Origin of the sequence: Aminobacter anthyllidis (assembly GCF_018555685.1) — a bacterium.
Taxonomy (GTDB): domain Bacteria; phylum Pseudomonadota; class Alphaproteobacteria; order Rhizobiales; family Rhizobiaceae; genus Aminobacter; species Aminobacter anthyllidis.
In genome coordinates, this window is record NZ_JAFLWW010000005.1 from 362,639 (window position 1) to 382,176 (window position 19,538).

General features: G+C 62.5%; 18 protein-coding genes. 12 read left to right on the forward strand and 6 right to left on the reverse strand.

The features are described from left to right. From J1C56_RS18925 to J1C56_RS18955, 7 genes are all read left to right on the forward strand, one after another. The gene (locus tag J1C56_RS18925; RefSeq protein WP_214391603.1) at positions 1 to 1,071 is read left to right on the forward strand and encodes a hypothetical protein; all 1,071 of its coding nucleotides are present in this window, start codon (positions 1 to 3) and stop codon (positions 1,069 to 1,071) included. Positions 1,072 to 1,148: 77 nt separating this feature from the next. Further along, a complete protein-coding gene (tolB, locus tag J1C56_RS18930; RefSeq protein WP_246591648.1) occupies positions 1,149 to 2,426 on the forward strand; it encodes a Tol-Pal system beta propeller repeat protein TolB in 1,278 nt (425 codons plus the stop codon). 250 nt (positions 2,427 to 2,676) lie between these two features. After that, positions 2,677 to 3,186, forward strand: coding sequence for a peptidoglycan-associated lipoprotein Pal (gene pal, locus J1C56_RS18935; protein WP_214391605.1), 510 nt, complete (start codon positions 2,677 to 2,679; stop codon positions 3,184 to 3,186). A 159-nt stretch (positions 3,187 to 3,345) separates the two neighbouring features. Continuing rightward, positions 3,346 to 4,398, forward strand: a complete 1,053-nt coding sequence (gene ybgF / locus J1C56_RS18940; RefSeq protein ID WP_214391606.1) for a tol-pal system protein YbgF — start codon at positions 3,346 to 3,348, stop codon at positions 4,396 to 4,398. Then, positions 4,392 to 5,741 carry a tRNA lysidine(34) synthetase TilS gene (gene tilS / locus J1C56_RS18945; protein ID WP_338001470.1) on the forward strand — a complete coding sequence of 450 codons (1,350 nt, stop codon included), beginning with the start codon at positions 4,392 to 4,394 and terminating at the stop codon, positions 5,739 to 5,741. Before ybgF ends, tilS begins: the two co-directional genes overlap by 7 nt. Before the next feature lie 110 nt (positions 5,742 to 5,851). Continuing rightward, positions 5,852 to 7,786, forward strand: coding sequence for an ATP-dependent zinc metalloprotease FtsH (ftsH, locus tag J1C56_RS18950; RefSeq protein ID WP_214391607.1), 1,935 nt, complete (start codon positions 5,852 to 5,854; stop codon positions 7,784 to 7,786). 205 nt (positions 7,787 to 7,991) lie between these two features. Then, a complete protein-coding gene (locus tag J1C56_RS18955) occupies positions 7,992 to 9,161 on the forward strand; it encodes a serine hydrolase domain-containing protein (RefSeq protein WP_214391608.1) in 1,170 nt (389 codons plus the stop codon). Between the two features lie 42 nt (positions 9,162 to 9,203). Here the strand turns inward: J1C56_RS18955 and J1C56_RS18960 are convergent, their stop codons facing one another. Further along, positions 9,204 to 9,572, reverse strand: coding sequence for a hypothetical protein (locus J1C56_RS18960; RefSeq protein WP_214391609.1), 369 nt, complete (start codon positions 9,570 to 9,572; stop codon positions 9,204 to 9,206). 321 nt (positions 9,573 to 9,893) lie between these two features. Here J1C56_RS18960 and glmM point away from each other — a divergent pair, with 321 nt between their 5' ends. Beyond that, entirely contained in the window at positions 9,894 to 11,246 is a 1,353-nt protein-coding gene (gene glmM / locus J1C56_RS18965; protein WP_214391610.1) for a phosphoglucosamine mutase, read from the forward strand. A 142-nt stretch (positions 11,247 to 11,388) separates the two neighbouring features. On the opposite strand, the gene J1C56_RS18970 is transcribed toward glmM, so the two are convergent. The 4 genes from J1C56_RS18970 to J1C56_RS18985 form a co-directional block, all read right to left on the reverse strand. Next, on the reverse strand, positions 11,389 to 11,763 hold the full coding sequence (locus J1C56_RS18970) for a heme-copper oxidase family protein (RefSeq protein WP_214391840.1): 375 nt from the start codon (positions 11,761 to 11,763) through the stop codon (positions 11,389 to 11,391). Between the two features lie 149 nt (positions 11,764 to 11,912). Next, positions 11,913 to 12,134, reverse strand: coding sequence for a hypothetical protein (locus J1C56_RS18975; RefSeq protein ID WP_214391611.1), 222 nt, complete (start codon positions 12,132 to 12,134; stop codon positions 11,913 to 11,915). 60 nt (positions 12,135 to 12,194) lie between these two features. After that, positions 12,195 to 12,467, reverse strand: a complete 273-nt coding sequence (locus J1C56_RS18980; protein WP_214391612.1) for a hypothetical protein — start codon at positions 12,465 to 12,467, stop codon at positions 12,195 to 12,197. A 91-nt stretch (positions 12,468 to 12,558) separates the two neighbouring features. Beyond that, complete coding sequence (locus J1C56_RS18985; RefSeq protein WP_214391613.1) at positions 12,559 to 13,242, reverse strand: outer membrane protein; 684 nt, start codon at positions 13,240 to 13,242, stop codon at positions 12,559 to 12,561. Between the two features lie 297 nt (positions 13,243 to 13,539). On the opposite strand from J1C56_RS18985, the gene J1C56_RS18990 reads away from it, so the two are divergent. Then, positions 13,540 to 14,319 carry an outer membrane protein gene (locus J1C56_RS18990; protein WP_338001471.1) on the forward strand — a complete coding sequence of 260 codons (780 nt, stop codon included), beginning with the start codon at positions 13,540 to 13,542 and terminating at the stop codon, positions 14,317 to 14,319. Between the two features lie 84 nt (positions 14,320 to 14,403). Here the strand turns inward: J1C56_RS18990 and J1C56_RS18995 are convergent, their stop codons facing one another. Next, positions 14,404 to 15,429: a helix-turn-helix domain-containing protein gene (locus tag J1C56_RS18995; protein WP_214391615.1), complete on the reverse strand. Its 1,026-nt coding sequence runs from the start codon at positions 15,427 to 15,429 to the stop codon at positions 14,404 to 14,406. Positions 15,430 to 15,976: 547 nt separating this feature from the next. Between J1C56_RS18995 and J1C56_RS19000 the strand changes: the two genes are divergently transcribed. The 3 genes from J1C56_RS19000 (at position 15,977) to J1C56_RS19010 (ending at position 19,448) form a co-directional block, all read left to right on the forward strand. Then, on the forward strand, positions 15,977 to 16,759 hold the full coding sequence (locus J1C56_RS19000; protein ID WP_214391616.1) for an outer membrane protein: 783 nt from the start codon (positions 15,977 to 15,979) through the stop codon (positions 16,757 to 16,759). Between the two features lie 192 nt (positions 16,760 to 16,951). After that, positions 16,952 to 17,641: an outer membrane protein gene (locus J1C56_RS19005; protein ID WP_214391617.1), complete on the forward strand. Its 690-nt coding sequence runs from the start codon at positions 16,952 to 16,954 to the stop codon at positions 17,639 to 17,641. Positions 17,642 to 18,272: 631 nt separating this feature from the next. Beyond that, positions 18,273 to 19,448, forward strand: coding sequence for a phosphoserine transaminase (locus tag J1C56_RS19010; RefSeq protein ID WP_214391618.1), 1,176 nt, complete (start codon positions 18,273 to 18,275; stop codon positions 19,446 to 19,448). The last annotated feature ends 90 nt before the right edge of the window (positions 19,449 to 19,538 follow it).

Consider the following 19,538-nt stretch of genomic DNA (forward strand, 5'->3'; position numbering starts at 1 on the left):
ATGAAGACCGGCCTCACGACATCTGTGGTTTTGCATGCGGCGGTGCTGGGCTTCGGCCTGTTTACGCTGTCTGCGCCCAGCGCCCTCGAAGTCGCCGACGTCGAGGCGTTCCCGGTCGACATCGTGCCGGTCGAATCGATCACCCAGATCCAGAAGGGCGACAAGAAGGCCCCGGCCAACGAAAAGCCGGCACCCAAGCCGACGAGCCGTCCCGACATCGTGCCGGACGCCCAGAATGTCGGCGACAACAAGACCGACAGCGACAAGCCGCCGACGCCCGAGCCGACGCAAAAGGAAGTCGACGTTGCAGCTGCTCCGCCGCCCTCGCCCAAGCCTGAGCCGAAGCCGACACCGGTCGAGCAGCCCAAGCCCGAGCCGGTGAAGCAGGCCGAGCCCAAGCCGACCCCCGTGCCGGCAACGGAAGTGACGCCGCAGCCGCAGCCCAAGCAGGAGGTCAAGCCCGACCCGGTGGCCGAGACGATCGTCTCCGACCAGGCCGAGGCCGAAGCCGTCAAGCTGCCCGAAAACGCCCCGGCGCCTGAAGCCAAGCCGCAGCCGCCCCAGGCGCAGACGGCCAAGACGCCGGAGCGCAAGCAGGAAGACAAGCAGACCCAGCAGGCGGCCTCCAAGCCGAAGTCTGAAGAGAAGGAATTCAACGCCGACGAGGTCGCAGCTCTGCTCAACAAGCAGAAGCCATCGGGCGGCGGCGCCAAGCGCTCGACCGACCAGGCCTCGCTGGGCGGCAAGAAGGACACCGGCGGCAACAAGCTGAGCCAGAGCGAGATGGACGCGCTTCGCGGCCAGGTCCAGCGCTGCTGGAACGTTCCGGCGGGCGCCATGGACGGCGGCGGCCTCAAGGTTTCCATCCAGTTCAATCTCACGCCGAGCGGCGAGATCGAGGGACGACCGGAGATCATCTCCGGCGGCGGCTCGGCCGGTATCGAGCGCGCAGCAGCTGAATCGGCGCGCCGCGCCGTCCTCCAGTGCGCCCCATACAATCTGCCGGCTGACAAATATGCCGGCGGCTGGGATCAAGTCATCGTCAATTTCGACCCGAGCGAAATGTTCTGAGCGCCAACGCGCTCACCCGGAACTAAGAGGCCTATCTAATGAAGCATGTAATCAAAGCGATCCTTCTGATCGGCGCCATGGCGAGCGGCATGACCGCGTTTGCTACCTTGCCCGCACGCGCGCTGGTCGAGATCGACGTCAACAAGGGCAATGTCGAGCCGCTGCCGATCGCCATCACCGACTTCCTGTCGGGCGATGCGATGGGTGCCGAGATCGCCGGCATCGTCGCCGCCGACCTGCAACGCTCGGGCCTGTTCGCGCCGATCGACAAGGGCGCCTTCATCGAAAAGATCTCCAACCCGGACGTCGCGCCGCGCTTTGAAGACTGGAAGGTCATCAACGCCCAGGCGCTGGTCACCGGCCGCGTCAGCCATGAGGCCGACGGCAGGCTCAAGGCCGAGTTCCGGCTGTGGGACACCTTCGCCGGCCAGCAGCTTGCCGGCGAGCAGTTCTTCGCCAACAAGGCCAATTCGCGCCGCATCGCCCACATCATCGCCGACGCGATCTATGAGCGCCTGACCGGCGAAAAGGGCTACTTCGACACCCGCGTCGTGTTCATCGACGAGTCGGGCGCCAAGACCGCGCGCAAGAAGCGCCTCGCCATCATGGACCAGGACGGCGCCAATGTGCGCTACCTCTCCGACGGCCGTTCGATGGCGATGACCCCGCGCTTTTCGCCGACGCGCCAGGAAATCACCTACATGTCCTACGAGAGCGGACAGCCGCAGGTCTATCTGTTGCAGATCGAGACCGGCCAGCGCGAACTCGTCGGCAACTTCCCCGGCATGACCTTTGCACCGCGCTTTTCGCCTGACGGCCAGAAGGTAATCATGAGCCTGCTGCGCGACGACGGCAATTCCAACATTTTCTCGATGGACCTGCGCAGCCGCACCACCACGCGCCTGACCAATTCCAGCGCCATCGACACCTCGCCGTCCTATTCGCCCGACGGTTCCAAGGTGGTCTTCACCTCCGACCGTGGCGGCCAGCCGCAGATCTACATCATGGGCGCGGACGGTTCGGGCCAGACCCGCGTCTCCTTCGGCGGCGGCAGCTACTCGACGCCGGTCTGGTCGCCGCGCGGCGACCTGATCGCCTTCACCAAACAGTCGGGCGGCCAATTCCAGATCGGCGTGATGAAGACCGACGGTTCGGGCGAACGCATCCTGTCGACGGGCTTCCAGCAGGAAGGCCCGACCTGGGCGCCGAACGGCCGTGTCGTGATGTTCTTCCGCGACCAGCCCGGCGGCGGCGGCCCCAAGCTCTACTCGGTCGACCTCACCGGCCGCAACGAACAGGCGATCCCGACCTCGGGCTTTGCCTCGGATCCGGCCTGGTCGCCACTGCTCGATTAGGAACCATCGTTAACCTTCCCTTGTGAAGGCGCGACTAATGGACCAGGCGGCGTCATTTGCCCAATGACGCCGCCTTTCTGCCGTATTTTCGCCTACGGTGCGCGGCGAAGTGCATGTTCGACGACTGCCGTATGCGGGGACGCTACAGCGAGCGGCAACGAATTTTTAACCATGTTCATTGAATGCCGGTTAACCCCAACGTGGTTACTGGATGTTCAACGAAATCACTCGAATGCGAAGGAGAGGCTGGATGCGCCGTATCGCAAAATTTGCAACCAACCCTGTGGTCGTGGCCCTGATCGCCTCTCTGGCGATTGCCGGCTGCGCCTCGAAGAAAACCCCTAACAACGCGGCCGATCTTGGCCTCGGCGGCAGCGCCGGCTCGGCAACGCCTGGCTCGTCGCAGGACTTCACCGTCAATGTCGGCGACCGTATCTTCTTTGACACCGACTCCTCGTCGGTTCGCGCCGACGCGCAGGGCATCCTGAGCCGCCAGGCGCAGTGGCTGAACAAGTACGGCCAGTACGCCGTCGTTGTCGAAGGCCATGCCGACGAACGCGGCACCCGCGAATACAACCTGGCTCTCGGTGCGCGTCGCGCCGCTGCCGCCCGCGACTACCTGATCTCGCAGGGCGTTGCCTCGAACCGCCTGAAGACGATTTCCTACGGCAAGGAACGTCCGGTCGCGGTTTGCGACGACATTTCCTGCTGGTCGCAGAACCGTCGCGCCGTCACGACGCTCTCGGGCGCCGGCAGCTGAGCCGCGCGACTGCCACCAAATTGAACGAAAGGCGGTCTTCGGGCCGCCTTTTGCTTATCTGGCGGTCTGAAACAAAATTTGGCCGAAGTCTCCGGTCCTGATAAATGACGAGAGCGCATCGGCGCAAAGCAACCAATTCTCTTCCACGGCGAGAGGCTAATGCATTTTCGATCAATCCTGAGTGGCACACTTGCCATCTTCCTTCTGTCGGGGGCCGCGGCGCATGCGCGCGACGGCCTTGGCATCGACTTCCCAAAGATCGGCCTGCCGGGCGTTTTCGGCAGCAAGACTGAGAGCACCGAAGCTCCGATCCAGCTCGCCCAGGCGGGCGATCCGCGCGTCACCACGCTCGAAGAGGAAATCCGCAAGCTCAACGGCTCCATCGAGGAGCTGAACTTCCAGATCCTGCAGATGCAGGAGCAGATGCGGAAAATGCAGGAAGACAACGAGTTCCGCTTCCAGGAGCTTGAAGGCGGCGGGCAGAAGAAGTCCGACGCAACAGGCAAGACCAACAGCTCGATCGTTGAGGCGCCCACGGCGCCTCAACCCGGTGCGGCGCAGACCGCGACCGCTCCGGCCGCCGGCGGAAACAGCGTCGGAGAGGTGATTACCGAATCCGGCACCGGCGAGCCCGGTGCCGTAACCGGCGGAGGTACCGGCGCGCCGCCGACGACGTTCGGCACCATCACCGTCGATGCCAATGGCAACGTCGTGTCCGACACCGCCAACCCGCAGGCAGCAGCTCCGGCCCAGCCGCAGGCGCCTGTCGCGGCACAGCCGGCCCAGCCGAAAGCCAACGGCACCGCCGTAGCCGCTTTGCCCGACACCAACGATCCCGACGAGCTTTACCGCAACTCCTACCAGTTCGTGCTTTCCGGCGACTACACCACCGCCGAACAGGGTTTTCGCGACCATATCTCGCGTTTCCCCGCCGACCCCAAGACCGCCGACGCCCGCTTCTGGCTGGGCGAGTCGCTGCTCGGCCAAAAGAAGTATCGCGATGCGGCCGAGATTTTCCTGTCCGCCAGCAAGGAATACCCGAAGTCCAAGAAAGCGCCTGAAATGATGCTCAAGCTCGGCGTGTCGCTGGTCGGCCTGAAGCAGCACGAAGTCGCCTGCGCCACCTTCGGCGAGATCGGCAAGCGTTATTCCGACGTCTCCGGCGCGATCAAGGAGCGGGTCAAGCAGGAACGGGCTCTCGCCGCGTGCTGACGCAGCCGATCGACGCCGTTTTTTATCAAGACTTTTCCGAGTTCGACTTCGCCTCGCACACAACGATTGTCGCAGCGGTATCAGGCGGCAGCGACTCGACAGCGCTTCTTCTTCTTCTCAAATCGCATCTCGACCGGCACGCGCCCGCGACGCAGCTTCTCGCCGTGACCGTCGACCACGCGCTGCGGCCCGGTTCCAGCGCCGAGGCCCACCAGGTGGCACAGCTTTGCGCGCGCCACGGCATCGGCCACCGCACGATGCGCTGGACCGGCGACAAGCCGTCGACTGGCATCGCCGCCGCTGCGCGCGACGCGCGCTACGATCTCCTGGCAGAAGCCGCATGCGATGCGGGAGCGACAATCATCGTCACCGGCCACACCGCCGACGACCAGGCCGAAACGGTGCTGATGCGCGGTGCTCGCGGCACGGGCCGTGGCAGCGCTGGCATGGCGCCGGCGACGCTTTTCGATGGCGACACCTGGATCGTCCGGCCCCTGCTTGGCCAACGCCGTGACAGACTGCGCGAGGTGCTCCGGGCGCGCGGCACGGGCTGGCTCGACGACCCCACCAACACCAACCAGGCCTATGAGCGGCCGCGCATGCGGCTGTCGCTGCAACAGGGCGGCGAGCAGTATGTCGAGGACGCCCTTGCCGAAGCGCGGCTGGCCGGCGCCGCGCGGATCGAACTGGGCGCGCGGGGCGCAGCACTCATCACCGAACATGCAAGCCGCGTCAGCCCCGGCCTGCTGCGCCTCGAAACGGCATTCGCGCACGCGCCCGACAGGGACGCGGCGGCTTATGCATTGCGCATCCTGGTCGCTGTTGCCGGAGGGTTGTCGCATTTGCCCGACGAGGCACGTGTCCAGAACCTGCTGGCGCGTCTGGCGGACCGACCGGCTAACCAAAAACCGGCCCGCGCCACATTGTCGCGCGCGCTCGTGGACATCAGGCGCACCGGCATTTTTGTGCTGCGCGAGGGGCGTGGATTGCCGCTGGCAGCGCCATTGGCATCAGGTATCTGGGACGGCCGCTACGGGCTCTTGCCGCCGGAAGAAGCAACAGAATTGACCATCGCGCCACTGGGTGTTGGCGCGGCCTCGGCCATGTCAGTGGAAGCTAATGCGCCGCAAAGTCTTGTCAGGTCTGCACTTGCGGCCGAGCCCGCCTTGTGGCGCGGCCAAACATTGGCCGGCTTGGCATTTCTAACGAATGCTGACGCGGTGGCCGCTCCTTGGGCGCGTTTCCTGCCGGGCTTCGATCTGGCCCCGGCCCGGGCCGTGCAAAAGCTGATTGGCGGGCGCCCGATCCCGGCCTCGCCATGCCGCGGTCACATTGGTGTTTGACCTTAACCGAGACTTAGGGACGTGCTTGGCAATGTGGGAGCCCGTGCCTATGTTAGGGGCAAGCTTACTCTCACCATACGCGTTCCCCACGAACGCCAACGGGATACTCGATGAATCCGAACTATCGCAACTTCGCGCTGTGGGCGATCATAGCCGTTCTGCTCATCGCCCTGTTCAATCTGTTCCAGACCCCGCAGACCCGCGGTGCGTCGAGCGAAGTGGCCTATTCGCAGTTCCTCCAGGATCTGAATTCCGGCCGCGTCAAGACGGTGACGATTGCCGGTGACCGCATCAGCGGCACCTATATCGACAACTCGACCGGCTTCCAGACCTACTCGCCCGGCGACCCGACCCTGGTGTCGCGGCTTGAGCAGAAGAACGTAACCATCAATGCCCGTCCCGAAAACGACGGCTCCGGCTCGATCTTCTCGGTGCTGCTGTCGTGGCTGCCGATGATCCTGATCCTCGGCGTGTGGATCTTCTTCATGCGCCAGATGCAGTCAGGTTCCGGCCGCGCCATGGGCTTCGGCAAGTCCAAGGCCAAGCTTCTGACCGAAGCGCATGGCCGCGTCACCTTTGGTGATGTCGCCGGCGTCGACGAAGCCAAGGAAGACCTTGAAGAAATCGTCGAATTCCTGCGCGACCCGCAGAAGTTCCAGCGCCTTGGCGGCAAGATCCCGCGCGGCGTGCTGCTCGTTGGCCCTCCCGGCACCGGCAAGACGCTGATTGCCCGCGCCGTCGCCGGTGAAGCCAATGTGCCGTTCTTCACCATCTCGGGTTCAGACTTCGTCGAAATGTTCGTCGGCGTTGGCGCAAGCCGCGTCCGCGACATGTTCGAGCAGGCCAAGAAGAACGCGCCCTGCATCATCTTCATCGACGAAATCGACGCTGTCGGCCGCCATCGTGGCGCCGGCCTCGGCGGCGGCAACGATGAACGCGAGCAGACGCTGAACCAGCTGCTGGTCGAAATGGACGGCTTCGAGGCCAATGAGTCGATCATCCTGATCGCCGCGACCAACCGTCCCGACGTTCTCGATCCCGCGCTGCTGCGTCCGGGCCGCTTCGACCGTCAGGTCGTTGTGCCGAACCCCGACATCGTCGGCCGTGAGAAGATCCTCAAGGTCCATGTCCGCAACGTTCCGCTGGCGCCCAATGTCGACCTCAAGGTCATCGCGCGCGGCACCCCGGGCTTCTCGGGTGCGGACCTGATGAACCTCGTCAACGAATCCGCCCTGATGGCAGCGCGCCGCAACAAGCGCCTCGTCACCATGGCCGAGTTCGAGGACGCCAAGGACAAGATCATGATGGGCGCCGAGCGCCGCTCCTCGGCCATGACCCAGGCGGAAAAGGCGCTGACCGCCTATCACGAGGCCGGCCACGCCATCCTGGCGCTCAACGTTCCGGTCGCCGACCCGCTGCACAAGGCGACGATCATCCCACGTGGCCGAGCGCTCGGCATGGTCATGCAGCTGCCGGAAGGCGACCGCTACTCGATGAGCTACAAATACATGATCTCGCGCCTTGCGATCATGATGGGTGGTCGCGTCGCCGAGGAATTCAAGTTCGGCAAGGAAAACATCACCTCGGGTGCGTCTTCCGACATAGAACAGGCGACCAAGCTGGCACGCGCCATGGTCACGCGCTGGGGCTTCTCCGACAAGCTTGGCCATGTCGCTTATGGCGACAACCAGGAAGAGGTGTTCCTCGGCCATTCGGTCGCACGGACGCAGAACGTCTCGGAAGAGACCGCGCAGATCATCGACGCCGAAGTGCGCCGCCTGATCGACGAGGCCTATTCCTCCGCCAAGACAATCCTGACCAAGAAGAAGAAGGACTGGATCCTGCTCGCCGAAGGCCTGCTCGAATACGAGACGCTGTCGGGCGAAGAGATCAAGCAGCTGATCGCCGGCAACAAGCCGGCCCGCGACATGGGCGACGACACCCCGCCGTCGCGCGGTTCGGCCGTGCCCAAAGCCGGCTCGACCCGCGGCAAGAAGAAGGGTTCGGAGCCCGAAGGCGGCATGGAACCGCAGCCGTCGAGCTGAGGCGTCAACGCCGGTACTGAATGAAAAACGCCGCTGGGAAAGCCCGGCGGCGTTTTTGCATTCCGGATCCGCCGACAAGCAAGCTCCATCCATGCTCCAAGCCGCCGCCAAGCTTTCGCCGAAGTTGTAGGCGCGCATGCCGCCCATGCCGGGGGCGTCCGAATCGCGTTCGATCGGCAGGCCGCCACGGAAAGCGGGATGGATCATGACCTCAACGCGTCGTTCATTGCTCAAACTGGGACTGGCCGGATTGCTCATGCCTCAAGGACATCTGGTTTTCGCCAGCGAACAAAAGAACCAGTCGTTCCAAGCCTGGCGCCGCGAGTTCGAAGCCGGCATTCCCGCCAGGATGAAAGCCGCAAATGTTGCAGGCGCGGCAATGGCAATCGCGTCCAGGCAAAACGCTGCGCTCTATGGCGGCGCATTCGGCTTCGCCGACCTGAAACAGCAGCGAAAGCTCACCGTCGACACCCCGATGCATCTGGCTTCCGTCAGCAAGCTTTTCACGGCTTCCGCCCTTGTGCAGCTGTTTGAGCGCCAGGGACACGACCTGCACGGCGACATCAACGATTTCATCGATTTTCAGGTCCGCAACCCGCACCATCCGGAGCTGCCGATCACGCCGCATCACCTGCTGACCCATACATCCAGCATTTTCGATGAAGGCCATGGCGACGTGTCTTTCCCGGGCGATCCGACGCAAAGCCTGTCGGATTTCCTGAGGGACTATCTTGTGAAAGGCGGCAGCGCCTACGCGCCAGAGACCTCCTTTCTCAAGGCGAAGCCGGGCGCGAAGTGGGAATACAGCAACGTCGCCATCGCGCTCGCCGGCTACGTCGTCGAGCGCGTCAGCGGAACGAGCTTCCCTGCCTACGTGAAGGACAACATTCTCGACCCGCTCGACGTGGACAATGCCCATTGGTACCTGAGAGAGTTCCAGCCCGAGTTGCTTGCCAAGCCCTACACGTTCGAGGGCGGCGTGTTCGTCGAGCTGCCGCAGCAAGGCTATCCCGACGTTCCCGCCGGAATGCTGCGCTGCTCGGTAAGCGATCTCGCAAGATCGCTGCATGCCATGCTGGGCGGAGGCCCGAACGCCATCCTGTCCCAGCGGGCATCAGCCGAAATGCTGCGCCGGCAGGTCGATGCGAAGATCTACCCATATCAGGGGCTCGGCTGGACCGAGGAGGAAACCGCGAGCCGCAAGGTTGTCGGCCACACCGGCAGCGACAACGGTGCGTCCAACATCGTCGCCCTGTCGCAAGACAACAGCCACGTGGCGGCCCTTCTCATGAACAACGATGGGACCCCGGAGAGCGGTGCGTTTCGCGCTTCGGTGATCGACGACCTGCTGGTTGGTGCAAAGCTTGCGGGGTGAACCGTTACGATCCTACGGGCGGCGTTTTTTGCTATCGCAAGGCTACCCCAATCCAATTTGGATTTTGTCTGGCTCCAATAGGCGATTTACCCAAATTCGAACGCGCGTTTCAACGGTGGTCACCTGCATACTCATGATTTCGGGCATGTTGGCGTCGAAAATGATGACCAGGCTACTTTGGGTATTCAGCATCCCATCATAGATCGGCTTCTCGGGCCTTTCGACGTCAACAGCCCGTCCCAAGAAGACCGCAGTATCTCCGTTTTGAGCATAGAGGCAGGACACATTGAGACAATCTCTTGAGGCGCGAACTGTTCTCAGTTCGCCGCCTATTGGCACCTCGACATTCCTCGATCCGGCTATGTAGAAGCTGCAGTATTCTGGCGCAATGCGCCGATACAAGATCGGCATTTGTCGATCCTACTTTCAATTCGGGAATAATCTCCCATCGAACAGGGCCACTTATATCTCCGACACTACAAGCGTACTGCGAATTGCAGAAATCTGGAAGAGAACCGCCGTCCCGAGGCAGGCGCATATTGCAGCAAAGCCAGTCGCCAGACGAACAAGAGTGAGATGAGGCCACGGGTACCCGCCCCGATGCGACCGCTTCCCCAAAAACCCCAACCCTTTTCTAAGCTTTTGTGACATAAACTCACCAAATGTGATGCGTTGGTCGGCCCGGCTTGTGGCAAAGCAAGCGCGGGTGGACTCCACGGGGACAGGCTAAACATGGCTGGACGCTATTTCGGCACCGACGGCATTCGCGGACGGGCCAACAAATTTCCGATGACGGCCGAGATCGCGATGAAGGTTGGCATGGCCGCCGGCCTGTCTTTCCAGCGCGGCAGTCACCGTCATCGCGTGGTGCTCGGCAAGGACACGCGCCTGTCGGGCTACATGATCGAGAACGCGCTGGTGGCGGGCCTGTGCGCCGCCGGCATGGACGTGTTCCTGCTCGGCCCGATCCCGACGCCGGCGGTCGCTATGCTGGTGCGCTCGCTGCGCGCCGACATCGGCGTGATGATCTCGGCCTCGCACAATCCCTACCACGACAACGGCATCAAGCTGTTCGGCCCCGACGGCTACAAGCTGTCCGACGAGATCGAGGAACGCATCGAAGCGATGCTCGACCAGGACGTCGAGGCGATGCTTGCCGATTCCGATGGCCTCGGCCGGGCCAAGCGCGTCGACGGCGTGCATGACCGCTACATCGAATTCGCCAAGCGCACCCTGCCCCGCTCGATGTCGCTGTCGGGCCTGCGCATCGTCGTCGACTGCGCCAATGGCGCGGCCTACAAGGTGGCGCCCGCCGCCCTTTGGGAGCTGGGCGCCGAAGTCATCGCCATCAATGTCGAGCCCAACGGCTTCAACATCAACGACGAATGCGGCTCGACCCATCCGGCCGGCCTGCAGAAGAAAGTGCATGAGGTGCGCGCCGACATCGGCATCGCGCTCGACGGCGACGCCGACCGCGTCGTCATCGTCGACGAAAACGGTACCGTCGTCGACGGCGACCAGATCATGGCGCTGATCGCCCAGTCCTGGCAGCAGAGCGGCCGCCTCGCCGGCGGCGGCGTGGTGGCGACGGTGATGTCGAACCTCGGCCTCGAGCGTTTCCTCGGCGACATCAACCTAGAACTGCACCGCACCAAGGTCGGCGACCGCTACGTCGTCGAGCACATGCGCGCGCATGGCCTCAACATCGGCGGCGAGCAGTCCGGCCACATCGTGCTGACCGACTATTCGACCACCGGCGACGGGCTGGTGGCGGCATTGCAGGTGCTGGCCTGCATCAAGCGCTCCAACAAGCCTATGAGCGAGCTGAGCCGCACCTTCGAACCGGTGCCACAGCTGCTCAAGAACGTGCGCTTCAACGGCGGCAAGCCGCTCGAGGAAACGCTGGTCAAGGCTGCGATCGAGGACGGCCGCAACCGCCTCGGCAAGACCGGCCGCCTGGTGATCCGCCCTTCCGGCACCGAGCCCCTGATCCGCGTCATGGCCGAAGGCGACGACCCGCAACTGGTCGAGACCGTGGTCAACGACATTGTCGGCGTCATTTCGGAAAGCCGCTCGGCCGCCTGAGAAAGCCTCTCAACTATGAAAAAGCCCGCTTCTGGCGGGCTTTTTTTGTATGTCGAAACTGGCACTGTCCTGCGGCTGAAGTCGGGCGGTTGCCACGGTGGCGCACCACTTCGATAGGCGTGAATGGCGCGCCGAAGATCGCCTAGTCCGCGCGAGCGCGAAACATGATCGCGGCGAACATGAGGACGCCAGCGAACACCACCAGAGATGACACGGCGACAATCGGTTCGAAGGACGGCTTCCCGGTCAGCAGCAAGTAGAGAGCCGGCGTCATCACAACCACGCCGCCCGTGTAGACATAATACTGCGCCTTCGCGAAACGGGTGCCGGCACCGCGCGGGTTAAGCGCCTGAAATGCGCCGAAAATGGCCATGGTCACCCAACCGAGAAGGTTGATATGCGCATGCGCGCCGGTGGCGGCGTATTCATGCGCAATCGACATCTGCAGGCCAACCAGGATTCCGGCGACAAGAAAACAGATCGCCGTGATGAAATACAATTTCGCAATGCCTGGCATTTTTCCCTCAAAAATTTTCGACAGAGAAAAGACCGACACGCAATTGTCCATTGCGCACGCGACCACCCAGCAGGGCACTCGGCGAACCCAACGCAGCTCTAGCTCGCCCAGGATTGTTTTGCCCGACACGGGATCAAGATACTGGCCCGTTAGAGGTCGCGCCGCTTGGCGTCGGGGCCTTTCCAGCCGCCGAGCATATCGAACGCTTCCATGCTGTCCGACCGTTGGTCGCGATGCGCGCGTGGGCTGGCCAACGTGACAAATGACCATGCCTTGCGCAGGACCCAACCCGTAAATGATGACTGCGGGTGGGCGGGTCTCTCCACCAATGCTTCCCCGATCTGCTGCATCTGGACTGCTTCGTCTGGCATGCTCGTGTCCCCCAACTCTCGCTCCGCCCGTGTCTTGCCGTCCTCCGCAGACGGCGGGCGTCAAGACCGAGGATATCTCTCGGCGATGCCGATCATGCTGTCACTGCCCCGAGCAAGATGGCCCTGCACATTGGGACGTTCGGTCATCAAGATGAGACGGACAATCATGGCCGCTCGAATGGCGTTGCCGTGCCGCTCGCCCAATGAGGGAAGGCCCGGCACGATGCCCGAGCCAAAATCAACTGGAGTGTCGAAAAATTTGTCAGCGACGCCGATGCAAGCCCTGAAGACCGGCGCGGCTGTGGCCGGCACCAACGGGTGAATTGCAGGCACCGGCCTTTCAGGTGCCCCGTTACCCCGGGGTTCCTGATTCAAAGGAACAAACCTGCTGCTTTTGGGGACGGGCCAGAGGCGAGGTCGCCGGTCAGAACTTGTAGGCGATGCCGACGCGGACGTCGCTGGTCTTGAGCGCGATGTCCAATGGAGGTGCATCCTGCAGGTCGAACGTCTTGCTCCCAAGATCGGCATAACGATACTCGGCCCGGAAAATCATGCTGTCGGAGAAGGCGTATTCCGTACCGAGGCCAAGCGTCCAACCGGTATAGGTCGCGTTGAAATTTCCATCGGCTCCGACGAGCCTTTGATCTACCGCGGCAAATGCAACGCCACCGGCGATGTAAGGAAGCCACCGGTCCATGGCGTATCCGAGGCGCGCACGGACCGCGCCGGTTCGGTTTATCTCCTGGATGACCGGGTAGTCGGCAGGCCAGGGAATGCCGGCCGAATTGTACACGAGCGCACGATCGTCGGCCCCGCTCCAGGCCATGTCGGCCTCAATGCCGACGACGGCGTCATTGCCGAATTGATAGTTCGCACCGGCGTACAAGCCTCCGACGAACCCGGCCGGCTTCGGATTGGCATGATCGCCATCTCCCCCGAAGGTGCCATCTCCCCTGACATTTCCCGTCTGGGCGCCGACATATCCGCCTGTCCAGGTGAAGGCAGCAACGACGAGTTCCGAAGCTGGTTCTCGGACAGCAATGTCAGACGCCAACGCGCTGCCGGAAACAACAAACAGGCATGTCGTCGCGAGTAGAACCTTGTTCATTGCCCATCCCTTAGATCAGTCGCACGCAGTGCCGGCTCGACAAAAGCGCTGCAAAGCCAGTGTGAGAGAGGCCGACGCAACGCAACATGAGTTGCGCGCGCCAGCCACCGGCAGAGCATTCGGTGAACTGCCGTCGTTGCTCTCGCACCGGCAGGCCATGCTGTCACTGCCCCAAACCAGGTTGGAAAACATATTGGGACGCCCGGTCATGAAGATGAGACGCGCGATCAAGGTGGGTGACCGGCTTCTCATGTAGAGAAAAATGATGTTCTCCACATGCGAATCTCGGGGCTGCCTGTGAATGATTTTCTCACAATTGCTGCAATACATTCTGCTGTTTTCTTAGGTACCGTCGCGGCCCATGCCGCAGATCTGGCCGTCGAGCCAGCACCGGTCGCGGAACGCTTCGCCTATGACTGGAGCGGCCTTTACATCGGCGTTCATGGCGGTATTGGCGGCGGCACGTTCAAACACGCGTTCGATCATACCGCCAGTCCTTTGGATGAGATTGGCGATAACCGCCTCACCGAAGACGTCACCGCCTTTGGCGCGTTTGGTGGCGTGCAGGTCGGCTACAACCACCAGCTTGGTCCCAACTGGGTTGCTGGCGTCGAAGCGGATCTTTCCGCATCCGGAATCAAGGCAAAGGACTCCCGGAGCTACAACTGGATCGATCTCGGTGAGTTCGGCAACCGCGACGTAGAGACCAAGATCGCCTGGTTTGGCACACTGCGCGGCCGGCTCGGCTATGCCATGGACAATTTCCTGATCTACGGCACCGGCGGCGCGGCCTATGGCAGCATCAAGACATCAGCCGTCGATAACGAATACTGGGATGAAGGAGCTTCCGGCAACAGCCGCAGCCATTCGTTTTCCAACACCAAGCTGGGCTGGACGGCGGGCGCCGGTTTCGAATACGGCCTGACCGAGAACATCACGCTCAAGACCGAATATCTCTATGTCGACCTGGGCAGCATCGAGACATCAGGAGACAATGACTTTCACAGAAATAACGGGCGTACGAGCGTCGACACCGCATTCCACACACTCAAGACCGGCCTGAACTACAGGTTCTGATCAGGCTTCGCGAACCAGTCGGGGCGGCTTTCGGGCCGCCCTTTCGTTTGCACGGGGCCCAAAAACACTCGGCACGGTCGATTCTCAGGCTCGAGCGGACGCAAGCCAGGCTTCGACGATCGCTGCTCCGTTTCCGCTGCCTTGCTTCAGCACGGTCTCATAGGCGGCCATGCCCACTGAATCGTTGGCGATGCGGCGCGCGGAACTGGGGCTGACCTGATACCGCTTCTGGAAGGCGCGGCTGAAGTGCGCCTCGCTGCGAAACCCGTGATCGCGAGCGATGGCTGCTATCTTGTGATCCGGCGTTGAACGCAGAATGCTCTGCAGGCTTCCCTTGAGCCGTTCAGCCAGCATCCAGCGCTGCACGCCACCATGCGGCTCGAACAGGCGGAACAGTTTCGACCTGGAAACACCCAGAACGGCTACCATCTCATCCGGACCGAAGTCGGGATCGGACAGCTTTTGTCGCGCGGTCGACGACGCGCGCTGGAAGAGGAAGCGCTTGTCACGTCTTTCGCGCGTCAAGGGGGTCGTAAAGGCAGCGGCGGCAAAGCGCAGGATGTTGTCAACCATCACCTGGCTCTGATGTATGCTGAGACTTTCGATATGCTCCACGAGCGCCTTGAGCTGGGTTCCGAGCATGGCGCCGCTGGGATCGTTCGCCGTCAACACCAGCCCGTGCGTATTGTTCTGCAGCTCGACCGGCACACTGGCCTTGTCGAAGGTCAGCGTGATCCCCTCGTAGCCAGGGGTCTGGCTCTCATAGGGCATCGAATAGTCGACGACGACAATATCCCCGGGCACGTGCTCCTGGATCAACCCGTCGTAATTGGTCGTGACCTGCCCTTCCATAACCATGTACAGCACCATGTGCGGGGCCGGGCGTTCGTCGATGACCTTTTGGGTCCGCGACATCGTCATCGCAGATCCGCCATTGACGTGCAGGAAGGCACCCGGAAGCTGCCAGCTGCGGCCATGAAAATCAAACAGCGCGGGGTCGGCATCGTCGGGAATGGCGCAGTCGACAAGCAGGGAAAGCAGACCTTTCCAGGCTGCGAGACACTCTGCTCCCGGCGCAAATGGCCATTCGATTCGCTGTGATGCAGCCATGTCGATCTTGGCCCCCGCCCATCGGATCCGGTGTTGAACCTTCTACTGTTCCCTGTCCGGAATAGCATCGATCGAACGGCGCGAGGTGATCCGCATTGGCTAAATTAGTCAATGGCTTGGGACGCTAGGTCAAGCGGTTGAGACGCACGGTCAAGGCGTTGGGTCATACCTTCTTCAGAAAGAGGCAACGTTCGCGCTCATCTACCTGCCGTGTAGGCTGACACAGGCAGCGTTTAAACCCATGAGAGATCGCACCCCCTGAAGGCGACGACCCGCAGCTGGTCGAGACAGTGGTCAACGACATTGTCGGCGTCATCTCGGAGAGCCGCTCGGCCACCTGAGGAAGTCGCCAATGGGCGCAAAAGTCCGCCTTGGACGGACTCCTTTCATGCGCCGAAGCAGCCGGCGGCGGCCAATGAAACCGCTGATTGCAAAGTATTCGTGGTTAACCGACACGGTTAAGCACGCCTTAACCTATACCAAGCATTATCCACGCGGGTTAGTCATGGCCGGGCGCGTTGCGGTCCGCAGGGATAGGGTTATCAGCATGTTTAATATTGGAAGGAAAGCACTATTCGCCGCGCTGCTCGTCGGCGTGACAGCGCCGGCATTCGCGGCGGACATGCCCGAGCCGATCATCGAGGTAGAGCAGCCGTCTTATGGTGGCTGGTACCTGCGCGGCCATATCGGCATGAGCAATCAGCGCATCAAAGGACTGGAGTCGCCTCTTTTCGACATTCCGTCCGAGCATGGCTGGTATGACGAAGGCAGCTTCGGCTCCGCGCCGACATTCGGTCTCGGCGTCGGCTATCAGTTCAACGACTTCCTGCGTGGCGACATCACCGCGGAATATCGCGGTGCCGCGGACTTCACCGCGCAAGACTGGCTGAGGGCCACGGCCCCCACCGATCCGGTTACCACCAACAACTACCGCGGCAGAAAGTCGGAATGGCTGTTCCTGGCGAACGCCTATGCCGACGTCGGCACCTTCTACGGCATCACGCCCTATCTCGGCGCTGGTATCGGCGCGTCGCGCAACACCATTTCGGGCTTCACCGACACCAACCCGCAGACGGGTGGCGGCGCCTATGCCGCCGACAAGTCGCGCTGGGATCTCGCCTGGGCGCTGCATGCCGGTCTCGGCATCAAGGCAACCGAGCGGATGACCATCGATCTCGGCTACAGCTTCGTCAATCTCGGCGACGGCCAGACCGGCGAGCTGAAAAACGTCGACCCGTCCTTCCCCTTCCCGCCTGCCAACGACGGCATCCGGTTCAAGGACATCACCTCGCACGACTTCAAGCTCGGCGTCCGTTACTCGCTGAACTAGGCGGCCAGCTCAATCCTTGCCAACATCGAACCGCCCGGCTTGCCGGGCGGTTTTTCTTTGCCCAGCCAGCCGCAAAACACCTGCTAACCATCTGTTATCCTTAACCGTGACTTAACCTCTATGGTTAATGATGACTCGAACGGCTGCTGGATTCCTGGGCAGTACCTGGGGCCATTTCGGGAGAATGCGATCATGACCTTGACGTCTCGCATAGCGCTGGCACTGGCCGCGACCATGCTTTGGCCGCTGGCAGCGGGCGCTGCCGACTATGATCCTCCAATCGCGATCGATGAGGCGCCGGAATATGTCCCCGTCGAAGTCGGCTCCGGCTGGTACCTGCGCGGCGACGTCGGCTACAACATCACGAAGTCGCCCTATGATTTCACCCTGTTCGGGGTCGAATCGGACAGCACCTTCGTCAATGGCAGCATTGGCGCTGGTTATCATTTCACCGACTACCTGCGCGGCGACCTCAATTTGGGCTTCCTGGCCCATGACCGCTACGGTGCAACCAACGGTGTCGACACGATCCAAGCCGAAAACAGCATGTGGACCGGCATGGCCAATGCCTATGTCGACCTTGGCACCATCGCCGGCTTTACGCCCTATCTCGGCGCCGGCGTCGGCCTCATCTACTCCAGCCAGCGGGTAGACGACACCACCACGACGCCCGACTGGTACCTCCGCGACACGCAATACGCCCTAGCCTACTCGCTCAATGCCGGCGTCGCCTACAAGGTCAGCCAGAACGCCTCGATCGACGTAGGCTATCAGTATCTCGCGGCACCTGGCCTGGAGTACGCCGACGTGCCGGCAGTGCAAATGAAGAAGGGCGTCGACTTCCACCAGGTCAGGGTCGGCCTGCGCTACGACCTTTGGTAGGCGCATGATAGCTTCGAGATGGTGACAGCGGCGGGCCAAGGCTCGCCGTTTTCGTTTTGGAAAGCCGTTCCGACGTCTAGCGCGCCAAGATCCGAGGCCTCGACCGCTCGCGATAAAGACGAACGAACTCCGCGTTCGTTTGGTCCGCCTGTTTTTGCAACTCTGTCTCGGTAGGCGACCAGATCGAGAGATCAATTCCGGCAAATTTTCCGAAGCGCCTGATATCCGGAATGGGATTCCGGGAGAATTCTTCGTAGACGACAGTAAGGCTCGGCAACTCAAAAAGGCTACACAGATAGGCGATCATCTGGTTTGCTTCGGCAGTGGCAGCCGCTCTGCCTTCGCCGCGGCAAGCAGAACGAAGCCAGCCGGCAGGAAGCTATCAGGGAGTTGCTGCACGAGCATTTGGTACACGCGGGCTATCTGCTGCCGGTCGACTAGGCGGAGTTTGCAGTTTGCGGGAATGGCCGATCGGCGACCCGCTGTCGGGCGGCCTGCATAGGCCTCGTTGACGCATGTTCTCCTTGCGACGCAAACTTTCCTCTTGACGCCGGAGGTCCTCAGGAATATCGCCGTCCGTGGGCCACCCCTCCCCAACGAGGGGCCACCTATCTGGAAGGATAGCACCACGATGACGATCGTCGCCAAGCCCGGACTCCGTCCGGCAAATCCCAATTTCTCCTCAGGTCCCTGCGCAAAACGTCCCGGCTGGTCGCTCCAGGCACTCGCCGACGCGCCGCTTGGCCGCTCGCACCGCGCCAAGGTCGGCAAGACCAAGCTCGAGCAGGCCATCGCGCTGACCCGCGAAGTTCTCCAGGTTCCTGCCGACTATCGTATCGGCATCGTTCCGGCTTCTGACACCGGTGCCGTCGAGATGGCGCTGTGGTCGCTGCTCGGCGAGCGCGGCGTCGACATGGTCGCCTGGGAATCGTTCGGTGCCGGCTGGATCACCGACGTGGTCAAGCAGTTGAAGCTCGAAGATGTGCGCAAGTTCGAGGCCGCCTATGGCGAGTTGCCGGATCTCGCCAAGGTCGATTTCGACCGCGACGTGGTCTTCACCTGGAACGGCACGACCTCGGGCGTGCGCGTCGCCAATGGCGACTTCATCCCCGCCGACCGCAAGGGCCTGACCATCTGCGACGCCACTTCCGCGGCCTTTGCCCAGAACCTCGATTTCGCAAAGCTCGATGTCGTCACCTTCTCCTGGCAGAAGGTGCTCGGCGGCGAAGGCGCGCATGGCATGCTGATCCTCAGCCCCCGCGCCGTCGAGCGGCTCGAGACCTACAAGCCGGCCTGGCCGCTGCCGAAGATCTTCCGCCTGACCTCCGGCGGCAAGCTGATCGAAGGCATATTCAAGGGCGAGACCATCAACACGCCGTCGATGCTCTGCGTCGAGGATTATCTCGACGCGCTGAACTGGGCCAAGGGCTTGGGCGGGCTCGATGCGCTGGTCGCCCGCGCCGACGCCAACTTCGCCGCCATCGACGCCTTCGTGCAGAAGTCGGGTTGGCTCGCCAACCTGGCCGTCGTGCCGGAGACGCGCTCGAACACATCCGTCTGCCTGTCGATCGTCGATCCGGAGGTCGCAGCCCTGGACAAGGACGGCCAGGCGGCGTTCGCCAAGGCCATGGTCTCGGCGCTCGAAAAGGAAGGCGTTGCCTTCGACACCGGCGCTTACCGCGACGCGCCCCCCGGCCTGCGCATCTGGGCCGGCGCGACTGTCGAAACCGCCGATCTGGTTGCCTTGATGCCGTGGCTCGACTGGGCCTTCGCAAATCAGAAGGCAGCGCTCAAGGCTGCGGCCTGAGTTCCCTCCCCCTTGAGGGGAGGGTGGCGAACGAAGTGAGCCGGGTGGGGTTATCTCCACCCACGCCAACCTCAAAGAAAATCAGGCCGA